Genomic DNA, 16,363 nt, shown 5'->3' with positions numbered 1-16,363 from the left:
GAGTGAGGTGCGCATTATACGCTGGAAGTTTTCGTTGTCAACACTTTTTGAAAATTTATTTTCTGAAGCGTTTCTTCTAAACTCCCGTCTTTACTGGCCTATGCAGGTAGTAGAGACTTACTTCAGGAGGGTTGCTGTTTTGCTTTTCCCCCGAAGCGGATGCGCATTTTAGGGAAATGAGCGCTCACGTCAACACTTATTTTAAAAAAAGTGTCATATTAGCTTTGAACGATTAAATTACCCTCAACATGCGCTTTATTTGATCAATTTAAAGCCTCAAACTAAAGCACTGGTATCTATTAAGCTATAAGAATGTATTTATCGAACCGTTATATATGTTTGTTCGGATACTCACATTAGTTTTAAGTTAATTAAAAAGAATAACTCCATACGCATGCCACAATCCTTTTTAACCAATAATATGATTCATAGTGATTAACAGCGACAGTGTCATTACTCTCTACACTTAGATAAACTACGGGAAATAACCTGCCGATACTTGCTTTCATTTTTGTCAGTATATAAGCATCTGTTAGCGGGGAGTTGGATACGTATTATCAATATTGCTTAACTACACTATATAGAGGTCTATCACGCATTATGAAAACGAGCGTCATTTTTACAACTTATAATTCACCCGCGTGGTTAGAGAAAGTACTATGGGGTTTCTTCGAACAAACCGCAGATAACTTCGAAATTGTTATTGCGGACGACGGCTCTCGTGAAGACACTAAAGCACTTATCCAACGTCTCAAGCAAGAAACAGATATACCTATCAAACACGTCTGGCAAGAAGACGATGGTTTCCAAAAGTGCCGTATTCTTAATAAAGCTATTGTAGCCTCTGAGGGCGAATACTTAATTTTCACAGATGGCGACTGCATTCCTCGAAACGACTTTGTAGAGCAACATCTAAGGCTATCAGAGAAAAATACCTATCTTTCTGGTGGGTACTTCAAATTACCCATGAGTGTAAGTAAAGCAATCACACGTGAGGATATCGTAAGTCAGCGAGCATTCAATGTGGATTGGTTAGTTAGTAAAGGTTTAAAAAAGACGCATAAAACGATGAAGCTCACTGCAAGAGGGGCCTGGGCAGAGTTTTTAAATAAGATAAGCCCGGCTCGCCCAACTTGGAATGGGCATAGCGCTTCATGTTACAAAGAGCACATTCTGGCAGTAAACGGTTTTGAGGAAACTATGCAATATGGTGGTCAAGATTGTGAATTTGGCGATCGATTAGTTAACTATGGCCTGAAAGCTAAACGCATACGTTATTCAGCTGTGTGCATACACCTTGACCATAAACGCGGATATGTTACGCCAGAAATGCTACAGAGAAGCAAAGCGATACGTGAAGATACTAAAAAGAATAAAGTAATAAAGGCACGTGTAGGAATAGAAGAATCATCACAATAAACCGGTAATAAACAAGAGTTGCGCTAATGCATAAATCGATTGATAGTTTTAAAGGCATATCTCCTACTTTAGGCAAGAATGTCTATATTGATGACTCGGCAAGAATAGTCGGTGATGTAGTATTAAAAGATGATGCCAGTATTTGGCCATTGGTTGCTGCACGCGGTGACGTGAACAAGATTCGTATTGGCGCTCGCAGTAATATACAAGACGGCAGTGTTTTGCACGTTACCCGTAAATCAGATAAAAACCCTGATGGGTTTCCACTTATTATTGGTGACGACGTTACCGTTGGGCACAAATGTATGCTGCATGGCTGCCAATTAGGTAATCGTATTCTGGTCGGTATGGGCGCAATTGTAATGGATGGCGTTGTTGTTGAAGACGATGTGTTCATTGGCGCAGGTACATTAGTACCGCCAAACAAAAGATTAGAGAGCGGATTTCTTTATGTAGGAAACCCCATGCAAAAGAAAAGGCCACTCAACGACGCTGAAATGGCATTTCTAAAACAGTCTGCCGTGAACTATGTAGTATTAAAAGATGAGTACCTAGAAGAAGCGAACTAGTTTCGCTTCTCACTTTGCTCAACAATATCTCTAACCCGTTTTACAATGTCCGAGGTATCAGGTCGCTTTTGTGTCCATATATAGAATGCTTCGGCAGCTTGCTCAACTAGCATCCCTAACCCATCTATTTGCGTATTAACACCTAGCTCAGCCGCATCTCTCATAAAGCGCGTAGGTGAATTTTTATAAACCATGTCGTAAACCACTTCACAGTGTTGTAAAACACCATCGTTCAAACTACACGGCAACTCATTATTTAAACTAGCGGCTGTTGAATTGATAATAATATGAGGTGCTATCGTTGCGATATCTTCAAGAGGCACCACCTGCACTTTTGCGTTTGACGCGGCGCTTGCGACTTCGTCAGCTTTTGCTTTCGTTCTGTTCGCAATAGTCAGTGAAGCAGCGCCCGCTTTTAATAATGGAGAAATAACACCACGGGCTGCACCGCCGGCACCGATAAGCAATACGCGTTTATCTTTAACTTTCACGCCACTATTTAGTAAATCATTTACTAGTCCAACACCGTCTGTGTTGAACCCTAACAGCTCACCGCTGCCCCCATTCATTAATGTATTAACAGCTTGTGCATCTTTAGCTGCTTGGTCATCTACCTTTGCTAAGTTAAAGGCATCAAGCTTAAAAGGCATTGTGACATTGCAGCCTACAGCGTTTTCTTGAGCTAAAAACGCTTTGGCGGCTTCAACAAAACCATCTTCAGGCGCAAGTATCTTTTCATAAGAAATCTTTTCTCCAACTTGATCAGCAAACATTTGATGAATAGTTGGTGATAAACTCTGTGCAATAGGATTTCCGAATACAGCGAATTTTTTCATGGGAATACGAGACTTATTTAATATAAAGAAGAAAAGCGATAGTCGTGCTTCGCAGAGTACACCATATGAGCGTATAGGTGGAGAGGAGAAAGTACGAGAATTAGCAAATACGTTTTATGACATTATGGAGACCGATCCACTTGCGAATGAACTACTTGCTATTCACCCTCAGCCATTAGACAGAATTCGTCATGTATTCTTTTTATATTTGAGTTTATGGCTGGGTGGTCCTGATGATTATCAGCAGCAATTTGGACACCCCCGTTTGCGTGCACGCCACCTTCCCTACACAGTAACACCAGAGTTGAAGGCGCAGTGGATGTATTGTATGCGCAAAGCCATGTTTAAAACGGTTAATGATATCGCCTTAGCTCAACAGTTACTTGATGCACTTGATCAACTTGCCAATCACATGGTGAATACAAAATAAAAAAGCGCGTTGAAAAGATTAACCTTTTAACGCGCAAGTCCCCTGTTACCGTCTACGCTCTTCGTGGCGTATAAAGTAGTGCAATTGTGAAAGCTTCAACTGTTAGGTTTAGGCCCTAGAAGGTGTAACCTACCGATATCGTGTACACCCAAGGGTCTATTTCAATATCACTAACCTTTCCAGCAGCATCGCCAACTTTAAAGGTGGCTTCTGTATCAATATCTATATAACGAACCGATGCGTTTACATGCCACTTAGTATCTATTTGATAGTCCATACCAACCTGAGCCGATACACCAAATGAGTTATCAAGCGATAGGTCACTTAAGCCCGCTGTTTCATTTGCGCCCGTAAACTCTTCGTCAAAGATAAAGGTATAGTTGATACCTGCACCAATGTACGGCTGAAATGCAGAGCTTGCGTCGTTGAAGTAATAGTTCGCGGTTAATGTAGGAGGAAGGTGCGTCACTTCACCAAGCTGGTTCCCTGTACCAAGAGGGTCTGCAACAGAAAAGTTCACGTCGTGCTTAAAAGGCGTTGCTGCAAGCAGCTCAATATTAATATTATCGGTAATAAAGTACGCAACGTTCAAACCTAGCTGGGTATCATTATCAATATTAAGGGCAACACCGAGGTCTGTTCCACCAGCGACAATGTTAGAAGTAGATTCGTCAGGAGCAACGGTAGTTAGACCGCCACGGACAATCCAATCGCCCTGTTGATGAGCGCTAGCTAGAGGTGAAATTGCAGCAATTGTAAGACAAAGTGCAGATAATGTGTGTTTGCGCATGATGTGTCTCTTTTGTGTTTAACTAAGATGGCGCTACTTTACGCCCTTGGTTAAGAGAAACATTGATCCAGCGCAAGCTTGATAACTCACTGAAACAAAGATGATATTCGGACTTGATGCAGATCAAAAAACGCCGTGTGTTCAACTCGCACGGCGTTTTCCTTATTAATGACATCAGATAAATCAGTAAAAGCGACCTTACTAAATTAAATTCACCAGTCAGTAGGCTTTAACCAGTCAGTTAACTTAGCTTCAGCGCTACCCGGTGCGGGCGTATAGCAATATTCCCAGCGGGCTAACGGCGGCATCGACATTAAAATAGACTCTGTGCGCCCTCCGGTTTGTAATCCAAACAGGGTACCGCGGTCGAATACTAGATTGAATTCAACGTAGCGACCTCGGCGATATAGCTGGAAGTCTCGCTCTCTTTCACCAAAATCGGTTTGCTTACGGCGTTCTACAATAGGAACGTATGCGTCAATAAAGCCGTTGCCTACCGCCTGCATAAACGCAAATGACTGTTCAAAGCCCAACTCATTCAGGTCATCGAAGAACAACCCTCCCACGCCGCGAGTTTCGTTGCGATGTTTTAAATAAAAGTAATCGTCACACCACTTTTTATACTTAGGGTACACATCATCGCCAAACGGCTTACATAATTTCTTTGCGGTATCATGCCAGTGCACAACGTCATCTTTGAACGGGTAAAACGGCGTTAAGTCAAAACCACCACCAAACCACCAGATAGGTGCTTCACCTTCTTTTTCCGCAATGAAAAAGCGAACATTAGCGTGCGACGTCGGGATATACGGGTTATGTGGGTGGATAACAAGTGATACGCCCATTGCTTGAAAGTTTCTGCCCGCAAGCTCAGGACGATTTGCCGTTGCTGATGCTGGCATTTGGCTGCCAAACACGTGTGAAAAGTTAACGCCGCCTTGCTCAATCACCGCACCGTTTTTTAAGACTCGAGAGCGACCACCGCCGCCTTCTTCACGCTGCCAACTGTCTTCGACAAACTGACCTTTTCCGTCGGCGAGCTCGAGGGTTTGGCAGATTGTGTCCTGCAGCCCTAGTAGATAGCTTTTTACTTGTTCTATTACTTCAGCGGCATTTTTACCGTCCAGTAATTCTGCTGATGTCATGCTCTTATTACCTCTGCTGTGTCACCATCGCGAATGGTACTGGGTTTAGTTGCACCACCTACTGCACCGTCAACGTAGAAAACGGAATCAGCGAATACGGCTTTTGCCTCTTCAGTAGTGGTGGCTGGCGGTTGACCGGTTAGGTTAGCACTTGTAGAAACAAGTGGCTTCCCTAACTTATTGCACAGCTCTACTACTACTGGATGATTAGTTACGCGCACTGCTATTTTACTATGCTTACCGGTTAACCAAACAGGCGCCGATGACGACTTAGGTAATAGCCAAGTGTTCGGGCCAGGCCAGCTTGAGAAAATATCGGTGCGACGATGTGGTTGTATGGCATTGTCGTTAACATAGGGCAATAGCTGACTGTAATTAGCAGCTATTAAAATAACGCCCTTTTCTACTGGTCGCTGTTTTATCTCTAACAGCGCATTTACCGCTGCTTCATTGTCTGGGTCACATCCGATGCCCATTACCGCTTCGGTTGGATAAACGATTAAATTTCCCGCTTCAAAAGCGGCAACAACAGGGTCTACTTCAGATGTATTAGCCTCAACGGGTGTAAACGTATTCACGTTCCCATTTTGGGTATCAGACATGGTTTTGATCTCTTTGTATAGTTCTTGGTTTAGTTGTTCGTTTAGTTAATCATATAACTACTTTTTAAAGCCACAACTAGGCTGAGGGCACTGCAACTGCCCCTTTTTATCTATCAATACTCCCCAACCGCAGTCTGGGCAGCTTTCATTTATCGGCGCGAAATTTAGCACATATCGACATTGTGGATAATGGTTACACGCAAAAAACTGTTTACCGTATTTATTAGTACGCGAGATCAAATGCCCTTTCTTACATTTTGGGCAATCTACCAAGGTGTCTTCTTTTTCCTTAATAGGCTCTATGTGATGGCACGTAGGAAAATTTGTACAGCCAATAAACATACCAAATCGCCCCTTTTTTATAGCAAGGTCAGAAGCACATTCGGGGCACGCTATACCATCTAAGGTTTTAAGAATAGTGGTTTGTTTATCGTGAAGCGGCTTACTGAAGTTGCATTCAGGGTAGCCTGTACACCCAATAAATGGACCTGATTTACTGTTCTTTATATGAAGGGGCTTGCCGCACTCGGGGCAGTCTCCGAAGTTATCATCTAGAGCATGCTCGTGCGCTGAAAAAAGTGAGTGGTCTATTTTAGACATGTATTAGACGTTAAGGCCTTAACGCGCTGTAATTTCACAGCGCATTTTGTAAGTAAAGATTTAAATATCAGTGACTACGACTGCATTAATGCAGCACGCCGTCTGGCTCTTCGAACAAAAGATCTTCCATTTGTGCGTAGGCTTTCTCTTTGCCAGGTACGTTGAATAGTACCATTAGCACAACCCACTTGAGGTCTTCTAAACAGAATTCATTGGAATCGATTTCCATAACGCGGTCTATCACCATCTCACGCGTAGACGCGTCTAGTACATTAACCTGTTCTAAGAACATAAGAAAACCACGACATTCCACATCTAAACGCATCTGTTCTTCGTGGGTGTAGATACGGCTTAAGCTGGTGCTAATCCCTTTACAAAAGTACGGTTTTATATCCGTTTCTTGCAGAGCCGCTAGCTTTTCTAACCATGCGAGGGCTTTATAAATCTCATCGTGATGGAAACCTGCGCGCACAAGTTCTTCCGTCAACTCGTCTTGATCAACACGAATTTCCGTTTCACTGTGAATGAAGTTTTCAAACAGATACATGAGGATATCGAACATATTATTTTCCCCTCAATTTAACGTAACCACCCGGGACAGCGGCTACTAAACCACGCAACTCATATTCTAATAATGATGCCATTGCTTGCGATACTGATAAGGCATTGCGCTGGGCTATAACATCAATAGCGGTGATGTCATAATCCACACTAGCTAATAATTTATCGGTTGCCAAGCTATTCGCTGCACTTTTTTCGTTTTGCTCGTTAACATCCAAGCCCAGTTGTTCAGGCTGAAGACCAATTTCATCTAGAATATCGATAATATTAATTACTAATTTGGCGCCCTGTTGGATTAACAAATGGCAGCCTTCAGAGTACGCGTGAAAGATACTACCAGGCACAGCAAATACTTCTCGCCCCATATCTGCGGCCAAATTCGCAGTTATCAAGGTGCCACTCTTAATTTTTGCCTCTACTACCAAGGTTCCAAGTGATAACGCAGCGATAATTCTGTTTCTGCGGGGGAAGTGCCAAGGTTTAGGCCCTTGTCCAGGAAAAAACTCTGTGACGGTAACGCCCTTGTCATTATTTATTGCCTCGTAGAGCGTGCGATTTTTAGCGGGATAGACTACTTCAGGACCCGTGCCCATCACTGCGACTGTTCCTGTATTTCCCGACAAAGCGCCTTGATGCGCGGCACTATCAATGCCCATAGCAAGGCCACTTGTTACTGCAACTCCATTATTAGACAACCCTGATGCAAATTCACTGGCGATCCGCTTACCCTGCATGCTAGCCCTTCTACTGCCCACAATGGCAATTTGCGGACTTCGCAGCAAAGCACTATCACCCGTTGTAAATAGTACTAGGGGTGGACTGTCCAATTGCTTTAACGATTGAGGGTAGTATGAAGACGAATAAGAAATAATGTGTCTATTATCAGCCGCTTGTTGCCATAAGAAAGCAGCATCAATAAGGGGCTTTGATATTTGATCTACGAGCTGTTTCACAGCGTCGGGAAGCGATGATGAATTACCGGCTAAATCAGCAGGAGATAGTTGATAGTGTTCTAGGGTCTGTAGCCAGATTTTAGGGGAGATGCGCTGAGCCGATGCTAGTGCTACCCATGCGAATAGCTCGCTGTTTGATTGAGAAGTGTGCTGTTTCATTGTCGCTCCTTTATGAGCGACAATGAAACCTACAGCGTCTAAGGCTTAGCGACAATAAAGCCGCGCTTAATTCCTTTATTCGCTCTTGTTATTAATCCATAGCTTGCCGCATCGAATGTTTTAAAAACAATCACCTCACCTACTTTGAGTGCTGGCTGTGCTACCGTATCAATAAACCACTCACCACCGTTTTTAGCACCGGGTTCATCAACATAACGCGGGCTATCTTCATCGATAATGGCTGGGCCTTGAGCATACACCCCCAATACTGTGCCTGGCGCTACATCCATTGCGCCAAGGTCAATAATGACAACATCATATTTGCCAAGTAAGTCGTGATCATGCAAGTCGCCTACGACTACGCCTCGTTGTGAGGTAGCAGGCGTAAGCTCGAAACCTTCTGGATGAGTAAAGCCCCCGGCCATCAATTTGTCACCACGTTTTGCTTCTTGATTGGCGTCATCAATAAACAGTAGCATGGTATCGTCTGCTTGGTCTTTCTCTACCAACGAAGCATTAGATACATGGGTGACCTGAATGCCTAGCGTTTCTCCATCTAGGTTTCTGATAGTAGCGTGCTTTCTAATCACTCTGTACTGGTCGTTAGTACTGAATTGTTGCTGGCTAAGCACAAAGTCATCTGAAGCAAACCTAACGTTTCCGTCTTGATTACCTAGGAGTCTAGGTAAGGCTGAATAGTCGTCTTCGTCTAGCAACATATGTTGTCTTACAAAAGGAGAGATAGTTGTCCAAGACAGGACGTCGACAGGTTTTGGCTTTATGCGCTTATCAGTAGACGGAGACAGATTGTAGGCTAGCTTGTCGCGCTTCACGCTTAAAACAGGCTGACCATCAATGAAACCTACAACGATGACATCACCGGGATAGATAAGATGAGGGTTATCTATTTGCGTATTCGTTCGCCATAGCTCTGGCCATAGCCAAGGCTCGTTAAGAAAAATATTCGCAATTTCCCATAGGGTGTCGCCACGCTTCACCGTATAGGTTTCTGGCGCAGTGTCTTTTAATTGAAGCGCGAACGCAGGCAAAGACAAAAGCACTCCAAGAATAAATATTGCTGCACGACGCGCGTATGTTAATCGCTTTTTCAAATTGACCACCTGCAAATTATTCACTGTCATTTATTGTTGATTTTTCAGACAATAGCACTATATCGGCAGAAGTACGTATTCTTGTAGGGTTTAGGCAAAAAACTGCACGAAACCACCCGATATACGTTAGAATAGTAACTTAATAAGCACTGTAAAGCGTGCTGGCAATTAGATCGTATATGAATTTATACAGCGAAAAGGTGAAGTAAGCGAGAAATGGCAATTTTAGACGTATTAAGTTTTCCTGATGAACGTCTTCGCACGGTAGCTAAACCCGTAGAAGAAGTTAACGACGAAATTAAACAATTGGTATCGGACATGTTCGAAACCATGAAAGACGAGAACGGTATTGGCCTTGCAGCGACGCAAGTTAACCGCCACGTTCAAGTTGTTGTAATGGACGTATCGGAAGATCAAAACGAGCCTCGCGTATTTATTAACCCTGAAATTATTCGTAAAGATGGTTCCACAATTAGCGAAGAAGGCTGCTTGTCTGTACCGGGTAACTACGCCAAGGTTGAGCGCGCTGAAGCAATAACGGTTAAAGCGTTAGATGAGAATGGCGAGACCTTTGAGTTAGATGCCGAAGGCCTGCTGGCTATCTGTATTCAACACGAACTCGATCATTTAAAAGGTAAACTTTTTATCGATTATTTATCGCCACTTAAGCGCCAACGTATTCGTAAAAAGCTTGAGAAAGAAGCGCGTCTTGCCGCAAAAGCCTAGGGAATAACGTGACAACTCCATTAAAAGTAATTTTTGCCGGTACTCCGGATTTTGCAGCTAAACATCTATCGGCGTTGCTAGAGAGTGAGCACGAGGTTATTGCTGTCTACACTCAGCCTGATAGGCCCGCTGGCCGTGGTAAGAAACTCACAGCCAGTCCAGTTAAGGTGCTAGCTGAAGAAAATGCCATTCCTGTGTACCAGCCTCAGTCGTTAAAAGCGCCAGAAGCACAAGAAGAGTTAGCCTTGCTAAATGCCGATTTAATGGTGGTGGTTGCTTATGGCCTAATATTACCTACAGCTGTGCTTAACGCTCCTAAGCTAGGTTGTATTAATGTACACGGTTCTATTTTGCCAAAGTGGCGCGGCGCAGCTCCAATACAGCGCGCTATATGGGCGGGTGACGCTGAAACAGGCGTAACCATAATGCAAATGGATGAAGGTTTAGATACTGGCGATATGCTGCACATCGCCACATTACCTATTACACCTGAAGACACCAGCGCAACTTTGTATGACAAGCTTGCAGAACTAGGACCAAAAGCATTAGTTGAAGTTGTCGACAACTTTGAAAGCTATAGGCCTACGAAACAAGATGACTTTATGGCCACCTATGCGAAAAAGCTTTCTAAAGAAGAAGCGCTTATCAATTGGGCAGACGATGCCAAGCAAATAGAACGAAACATTCGCGCCTTCAACCCTTGGCCAGTAGCGTGGATGAAGGTAGAAGATCAAAATGTGAAGGTGTGGTCAGCTACCGTTGTTACACTAGATAAAGAGGTTAAGCCAGGTACGATCGTTAGTGCTAATAAAGAAGGCATAACCATAGCAACAGGGTGCGACGCACTTTGCATCACAACACTTCAAATTCCAGGTAAAAAGGCGCTACCAGCGTCAGACGTTATCAATGCTCGCCAAACGTGGTTTGAAGTGGGTCGTTGTCTGACAAAAGCGGACTAAACGTGAAACCATTACCCCTTCCCAAACAGAAAAACCTGCGCGCAGATTGTGCGTGGGTCATTTATCAAATTTTAGAGCAAGGCAAGTCATCGCGTGAATGCCTAGAACGTGTTCAACGCAGACACAACGCCAAAGATAACGCATGGATTCAAGAGATGTCGTTAGGGGTAATGCGTCGCCTTCCTCTTTTACAGCACTGGCTGCGTTCTTTGTTAGATAGACCCTTAAAGGGAAATAAAAAGGTTATTGAACACCTTATACTTCTTGGTCTGTACCAGCTTAACTTTTCACGTGTTAGCAATTACGCTGCAGTAGGTGAAACGGTTGCTGCAGCGTCTTATTTAAACGCAGCAGCGCTTAAAGGCTTGGTGAATGCGGTATTACGCAATTTTCAGCGAGAGAACCTTGCCGACAAAAATGTAGACGATGTCATTATAAACAGCGGTTTACCTAAGTGGCTATTTAAGGCAATAGAAAACGCCTATGGCGCCGATGCAGACCAAGTGCGTAGCGAAACTAACGCTATGGCTCCCATCTGGCTTCGTGTGAATAAACTGCAAACAACATTGGCAGCATTTACCAAGGCTCTAGATAGTGTTGGCGTACAATATACCCTTAGCGAAAATCACGCAGATGCAGTAATTCTGACTAAACGTGAAGACATTACAGCTCTGCCTGGCTTTGATAAAGGGCACTTTGCGGTGCAAGATGGTGCAGCTCAATTAGCCGCACACTACTTACAGCCACAAGCAAATGAGCGTATTTTAGATTGTTGCGCCGCACCAGGCGGTAAAACCGGGCACATTGTAGAATGCGCCCCGGATACTGAGTACGTGTTGGCACTTGATGCCGATGCTACACGCCTAAAACGCGTAGAAGAAAACATGACGCGCCTTAAACACGTCGTAGATATTAAGCAGGGTGATGCGGCTAATCCAGAAACTTGGTGGGATGGAAAGCCCTTCGATAGAATTTTACTGGATGCCCCCTGCTCTGCTACTGGCGTTATACGTCGTCACCCAGATATTCGCTGGCTTCGAAAATCCAATGACATTGACAATTTAGCGCAGCTACAACGCCGTATATTAGATACGCTGTGGGGCCTATTAAAACCAGGCGGTACCTTGCTTTATGCAACCTGTTCAATTTTACCAAAAGAGAACATGGCGCAAATACAGCAGTTTCTAGCCGACACGCCAAATGCCAAGTTATCGCCTGTAGTGAAAACAGAAACCATAGACAAACCTGGACGTCAGATAACGCCAGGGGAACAACAAATGGATGGTTTCTATTATGCGAGGCTGGTAAAGTCGGCAGACTGAGTTTAATAGTTGTGCAGGTTACATAGTTATGACCTGCACAGATATGAAGGCAAAATAACAACGATGAAGATCATCATTTTAGGGGCCGGACAAGTAGGCGGAACTCTTGCTGAAAACCTAGTAGGTGAAAATAACGAAATTACCGTTATTGACTCTGACCCCACTATTCTGCGCGCGCTGCAAGATCGCCTTGATTTGCAGGTTGTTACAGGTGTGGGTTCACACCCCGATGTATTGCGCAAAGCCGGTGCGGAAGATGCTGATATGCTGATAGCCGTCACCAATAGTGATGAAAGCAACATGCTCGCCTGTCAGGTTGCCTATAGCCTTTTCAAAACGCCCACAAAAATTGCCCGTGTACGCTCAGAACAATACATTATTTACCAAGAGCAGCTATATAAGCAGCAAGACATTCCGGTAGACCACATTATTGCCCCAGAGCAACTGGTAACCAAAGCAATTAAACGCCTTATCGATTATCCCGGAGCCCTTCAGGTTGTTGAGTTCGCAGAAGGTAAGGCAAGCTTGGTAGCCGTTAAAGCCTATTACGGCGGCTTATTGGTAGGCCACGCGTTATCTGCACTTAAAGATCACATGCCTAATGTGGAAACCAGGGTTGCAGCTATTTACCGTCGCGGCCGCCCTATTCGTCCACTGGGAACAACGGTTATAGAAGCAGATGACGAAGTATTCTTTATTGCCGCCACCAAGCACATTCGTGCAGTAATGAGTGAACTTCAAAAGCTCGAGTCAAGCTACAAGCGAATTATGATAGCCGGCGGTGGTTTAATTGGCGCAGGGTTAGCGAAGAAGCTTGAGCACAATCATAACGTTAAACTTATTGAATACAGCCCAGAGCGTGCAAAATATCTATCTGCCAACTTAGATAAAACCATCGTCTTCAGCGGTGACGCGTCTGATCCTGAATTGCTTAGCGAAGAAAATATCGAACAGGTTGATGCATTCATTGCGGTTACCAACGACGATGAAGCGAATATTATGTCGGCCATGCTGGCAAAGCGTATGGGCGCGCAAAAAGCCATGGTGCTTATTCAGCGAAGTGCTTACGTAGATCTCGTTCAGGGTGGCGAGATAGACATTGCGTTTTCACCACAACAAGCCACGATTTCGGCACTACTTACGCACGTACGCCGTGGCGACATCGTTAACGTTTACTCATTACGTCGTGGCGCTGCAGAGGCTATCGAAGCTATTGCCCATGGCGATGAAAACACATCTAAAGTGGTTGGCAGGCAAATTGGCGACATCAAGCTACCCCCTGGTACGACTATAGGTGCTATCGTTCGCGACGAACAGGTAATTATTGCCCATAGTGATACAAAGATAGAAGCGAACGATCACGTCATTTTGTTCTTGGTAGATAAGAAGTACATCAACGATGTAGAAAAGCTGTTCCAGCCGAGTGCATTTTTCTTTGGCTAGCGCTATACCCCGCTCTTTTGAAGCTTCGCAAAGGTATTCGGGTACAGTGATTCGAATAGAGACTTATAAGGCAAAGGGCGATGAGTATCGCCCTTTTTTTTTAGCTGGTTTTAAACCGTAAGATTTAGCAAAGCCTTCAATTCTAGATATTAGCTTCGCCAGAACGTAGGCGAGAATAGTACCAGTAATGAGAAAACTTCTAGTCGACCAAACACCATACCCGTTATTAGGATCCATTTACCGGCATCAGTTACATCGGCATAATTTGCTGCCACACTGCCTAGGCCTGGGCCTAAGTTATTAAGCATGGCCGCCGTTGCAGTAAAAGCACTGAGGTTATCTAAACCTGTAGCAATTAGACCTATCATTATTACCACAAATACTACGGCGTAAGCCGAGAAAAACCCCCATACAGCTTCTACCACTCTGTCCGGCATAGCACGGTCACCAAACTTAACACTGTACACGGCTTTAGGGTGGATAAGTCTATCTACTTCACGCTTGCCTTGTAAAAACAATAAGCACACACGTACTACCTTTAAGCCACCACCTGTAGAGCTGGCGCAACCGCCTATGAAGCTAGAAAAAATAAGCATTATGGGTAAAAACGTAGGCCATACAGAAAAGTCAGTAGTGGCGAATCCGGCCGTCGTGCTAATGGACACGGCCTGAATCATAGCCTGATCTAAGGCTTGCTCAGCGGAACTATAGTAGCCTGATAGAGTTAGTACTAGAAAACAAATACTAATTAGTGACGCTTGAATAATAAAGAACGCTTTGAATTCTGGATCTTTAAAGTAGCCTTTCACTGAGCGTGAACTTACCGCGGCGTAGTGCAGCGAGAAATTCAGCGCAGCAATAAGTAAAAAGACTGTACAAACCACGTTTACCATGGGGCTGTTGAAGTACCCTAAGCTCGCATCATGGTTAGAAAATCCACCAATGGCTACGGTTGAGAATGCATGGCATATAGCATCGAATACATTCATACCTGAAAGCCAATATGCCCCCGCGCACGCAATGGTTATAGTGAGGTAGATATACCATAGATGTTTCGCCGTATCGGCAATACGCGGCGTCATCTTGTTATCTTTAACCGGGCCCGGTGTCTCCGCTCGATACAGCTGCATGCCCCCAACACCAAGAATAGGTAATATGGCAACGGCTAGTACAATGATACCCATACCGCCTAGCCACTGAAGCTGTTGACGGTAAAACTGCACTGAATGAGGAAGAAAATCTATCCCTTCGATAACCGTAGCACCTGTGGTCGTCAGGCCAGAAAACGATTCAAAAAAAGCATCGGTTACTGTCATGCTAGGTTGCTCAAGCAAGATAAGTGGAATTGCACCCACGCTTGCCAGTACTGACCAAAATAGCGCGACTATTAAAAACCCTTCTCGCGCTCTTAAGTCATTTTTTTGCTGACGATTGGGATACCACAAGGCCATGCCGCCAATGACACAGAATATAAAAGCGAGAGTGAAAGGAAGACCGCTACCATCTTGATATATCAACGACACAATAGCTGGTGGGATCATGGTTACGCTAAAAAGCGCTATTAGTAACCCGAGTATTCGTATGATGGCACGGTAGTGCATTGTTTATTATGCCTTTATTTTTATAGCGCGCATAAGGGCTTAAGTGCCCTAGTTTTAATGCTTTTTGAACTGACTTCAAAAAACAAACGTCGTTACCTAAAACAAAAAAAGGTAAACTCAATGTGTTTCGCATAGGGTTTTGATTATAGGACTATAATCACTAAGGGGAAACCTTTGTCTCCCCGCAACATTAAGCTAATTATATAGAATGGAGCTTAACTTTACGGTTCAGAAAAGCCAGCCCCAAGCTTTCTATTTCATGGCAAGTACAGTCTTGACCATTTTGCTAATACTTGCATTCGCTTCACTAACACTTTGGGCCAGCATATAGGCAGGTGTGGTTACCAACTTTGCATCATTGTCCACGACAACCTCATCTACCGGACACTCCACATGAGTGGCACCTAAGGCATTCAAGCCGCAAGCCGTGGCTTCATCGTCGCCAATAGTTAGCTTAGTCTTGTTGCTATACACTTTAGCGGCTAATGCGGGTGCAATACACGCATAAGCTGCAGGTTTTTTAGCTTGTGCAAATGCCTTACAGACCTCAAGAACCTCTTCGTTAAAGGTACATTTATCACCGTCTACAGCAAAGGTGCAAAGGTTTTTCGCCGCACCAAAGCCCCCAGGCAGTATAAGTGTATCAAATGCATTAACGTCACAATCAGTGACAGGCTTTATATTGCCTCTAGCTATTCGGGCTGACTCTACCAATACGTTTCTGGTTTCACCTTCCGCCACTTCACCGGTTAAGTGATTGACCACGTGAAGTTGCTCTACATCGGGCGCGAAACATTGATAAGATGCCCCCTCTTGCTCAATGGCTAGAAGCGTTAATACCGCCTCATGTAATTCTGCCCCGTCGAACACACCACTACCACTTAAAATAACGGCTACTTGTTTCATATTGTCCTCCTAGACGTTATGCCATCTACTTATTCAAAATTTGGCTATTAAACACACAAGTGTACAAAAAAAGTTCTTATAAATACGTGTATACAATGTTAACGGTTATGCTACATTACTTGACCAACTTGGTTAAACCAAAAATAAACGTACACCAAGTTATCCACACAAAATGGAATGATTAGTGGCAGGTACGCTGTTTTCACACCTTAGTCTCATTCCCTTATTTT

The 16,363-nt window shown here is 44.1% G+C and carries 17 protein-coding genes; 7 read left to right on the top strand and 10 right to left on the bottom strand.

What is annotated here, in order from left to right; genetic code table 11:
* The first annotated feature begins 600 nt into the window (after window positions 1-600).
* Both PCAR9_RS00155 and PCAR9_RS00150 read left to right on the top strand, forming a co-directional pair.
* Window positions 601-1,419 carry a glycosyltransferase family 2 protein gene (locus tag PCAR9_RS00155; protein WP_179981888.1) on the top strand — a complete coding sequence of 273 codons (819 nt, stop codon included), beginning with the start codon at window positions 601-603 and terminating at the stop codon, window positions 1,417-1,419.
* Window positions 1,420-1,445: 26 nt separating this feature from the next.
* A complete protein-coding gene (locus PCAR9_RS00150; RefSeq protein ID WP_179981887.1) occupies window positions 1,446-1,988 on the top strand; it encodes a gamma carbonic anhydrase family protein in 543 nt (180 codons plus the stop codon).
* Here the strand turns inward: PCAR9_RS00150 and aroE are convergent.
* Window positions 1,985-2,824: a shikimate dehydrogenase gene (aroE, locus tag PCAR9_RS00145; protein ID WP_179981886.1), complete on the bottom strand. Its 840-nt coding sequence runs from the start codon at window positions 2,822-2,824 to the stop codon at window positions 1,985-1,987. The two genes, PCAR9_RS00150 and aroE, sit on opposite strands and share 4 nt — an antisense overlap.
* Between aroE and PCAR9_RS00140 the strand changes: the two genes are divergently transcribed.
* The gene (locus PCAR9_RS00140) at window positions 2,823-3,254 is read left to right on the top strand and encodes a group II truncated hemoglobin (protein ID WP_179981885.1); all 432 of its coding nucleotides are present in this window, start codon (window positions 2,823-2,825) and stop codon (window positions 3,252-3,254) included. The two genes, aroE and PCAR9_RS00140, sit on opposite strands and share 2 nt — an antisense overlap.
* Before the next feature lie 115 nt (window positions 3,255-3,369).
* Here PCAR9_RS00140 and PCAR9_RS00135 read toward each other — a convergent pair whose 3' ends face one another.
* The 7 genes from PCAR9_RS00135 to PCAR9_RS00105 form a co-directional block, all read right to left on the bottom strand.
* Window positions 3,370-4,044, bottom strand: a complete 675-nt coding sequence (locus tag PCAR9_RS00135) for an OmpW family outer membrane protein (protein ID WP_179981884.1) — start codon at window positions 4,042-4,044, stop codon at window positions 3,370-3,372.
* Between the two features lie 212 nt (window positions 4,045-4,256).
* Complete coding sequence (gene hemF, locus PCAR9_RS00130) at window positions 4,257-5,189, bottom strand: oxygen-dependent coproporphyrinogen oxidase (RefSeq protein WP_179981883.1); 933 nt, start codon at window positions 5,187-5,189, stop codon at window positions 4,257-4,259.
* Window positions 5,186-5,791, bottom strand: coding sequence for an L-threonylcarbamoyladenylate synthase type 1 TsaC (gene tsaC, locus PCAR9_RS00125; protein WP_179981882.1), 606 nt, complete (start codon window positions 5,789-5,791; stop codon window positions 5,186-5,188). Before tsaC ends, hemF begins: the two co-directional genes overlap by 4 nt.
* Window positions 5,792-5,848: 57 nt before the next feature.
* Window positions 5,849-6,391, bottom strand: coding sequence for a DNA topoisomerase family protein (locus tag PCAR9_RS00120; protein WP_179981881.1), 543 nt, complete (start codon window positions 6,389-6,391; stop codon window positions 5,849-5,851).
* Window positions 6,392-6,476: 85 nt separating this feature from the next.
* Complete coding sequence (locus tag PCAR9_RS00115; RefSeq protein WP_014947732.1) at window positions 6,477-6,953, bottom strand: DUF494 family protein; 477 nt, start codon at window positions 6,951-6,953, stop codon at window positions 6,477-6,479.
* A gap of 1 nt (window position 6,954) precedes the next feature.
* On the bottom strand, window positions 6,955-8,064 hold the full coding sequence (gene dprA, locus PCAR9_RS00110; protein ID WP_179981880.1) for a DNA-processing protein DprA: 1,110 nt from the start codon (window positions 8,062-8,064) through the stop codon (window positions 6,955-6,957).
* A gap of 38 nt (window positions 8,065-8,102) precedes the next feature.
* Window positions 8,103-9,176 carry a LysM peptidoglycan-binding domain-containing protein gene (locus PCAR9_RS00105; protein ID WP_179981879.1) on the bottom strand — a complete coding sequence of 358 codons (1,074 nt, stop codon included), beginning with the start codon at window positions 9,174-9,176 and terminating at the stop codon, window positions 8,103-8,105.
* A gap of 216 nt (window positions 9,177-9,392) precedes the next feature.
* Here PCAR9_RS00105 and def point away from each other — a divergent pair, with 216 nt between their 5' ends.
* The 4 genes from def (at window position 9,393) to trkA (ending at window position 13,626) form a co-directional block, all read left to right on the top strand.
* Window positions 9,393-9,902 carry a peptide deformylase gene (gene def, locus PCAR9_RS00100; RefSeq protein WP_179981878.1) on the top strand — a complete coding sequence of 170 codons (510 nt, stop codon included), beginning with the start codon at window positions 9,393-9,395 and terminating at the stop codon, window positions 9,900-9,902.
* An 8-nt stretch (window positions 9,903-9,910) separates the two neighbouring features.
* Entirely contained in the window at window positions 9,911-10,861 is a 951-nt protein-coding gene (fmt, locus tag PCAR9_RS00095; RefSeq protein ID WP_179981877.1) for a methionyl-tRNA formyltransferase, read from the top strand.
* A gap of 2 nt (window positions 10,862-10,863) precedes the next feature.
* A complete protein-coding gene (gene rsmB, locus PCAR9_RS00090) occupies window positions 10,864-12,183 on the top strand; it encodes a 16S rRNA (cytosine(967)-C(5))-methyltransferase RsmB (RefSeq protein WP_179981876.1) in 1,320 nt (439 codons plus the stop codon).
* 63 nt (window positions 12,184-12,246) lie between these two features.
* The gene (trkA, locus tag PCAR9_RS00085; protein WP_136782368.1) at window positions 12,247-13,626 is read left to right on the top strand and encodes a Trk system potassium transporter TrkA; all 1,380 of its coding nucleotides are present in this window, start codon (window positions 12,247-12,249) and stop codon (window positions 13,624-13,626) included.
* Window positions 13,627-13,775: 149 nt separating this feature from the next.
* On the opposite strand, the gene PCAR9_RS00080 is transcribed toward trkA, so the two are convergent.
* Together PCAR9_RS00080 and elbB are read right to left on the bottom strand one after the other, a co-directional pair.
* Window positions 13,776-15,227: a TrkH family potassium uptake protein gene (locus PCAR9_RS00080; RefSeq protein ID WP_179981875.1), complete on the bottom strand. Its 1,452-nt coding sequence runs from the start codon at window positions 15,225-15,227 to the stop codon at window positions 13,776-13,778.
* Between the two features lie 252 nt (window positions 15,228-15,479).
* Window positions 15,480-16,133 (bottom strand): isoprenoid biosynthesis glyoxalase ElbB, encoded by a 654-nt coding sequence (gene elbB / locus PCAR9_RS00075; RefSeq protein ID WP_179981874.1) that lies wholly within the window; start codon window positions 16,131-16,133, stop codon window positions 15,480-15,482.
* Window positions 16,134-16,363: the final 230 nt, after the last annotated feature.

The sequence above is a fragment of the Alteromonas macleodii genome (assembly GCF_903772925.1).
GTDB lineage: Bacteria > Pseudomonadota > Gammaproteobacteria > Enterobacterales > Alteromonadaceae > Alteromonas > Alteromonas macleodii_A.
The sequence above is the reverse complement of the archived record's forward strand: the minus strand, read 5'-3'. Positions and strand labels throughout refer to the sequence as shown.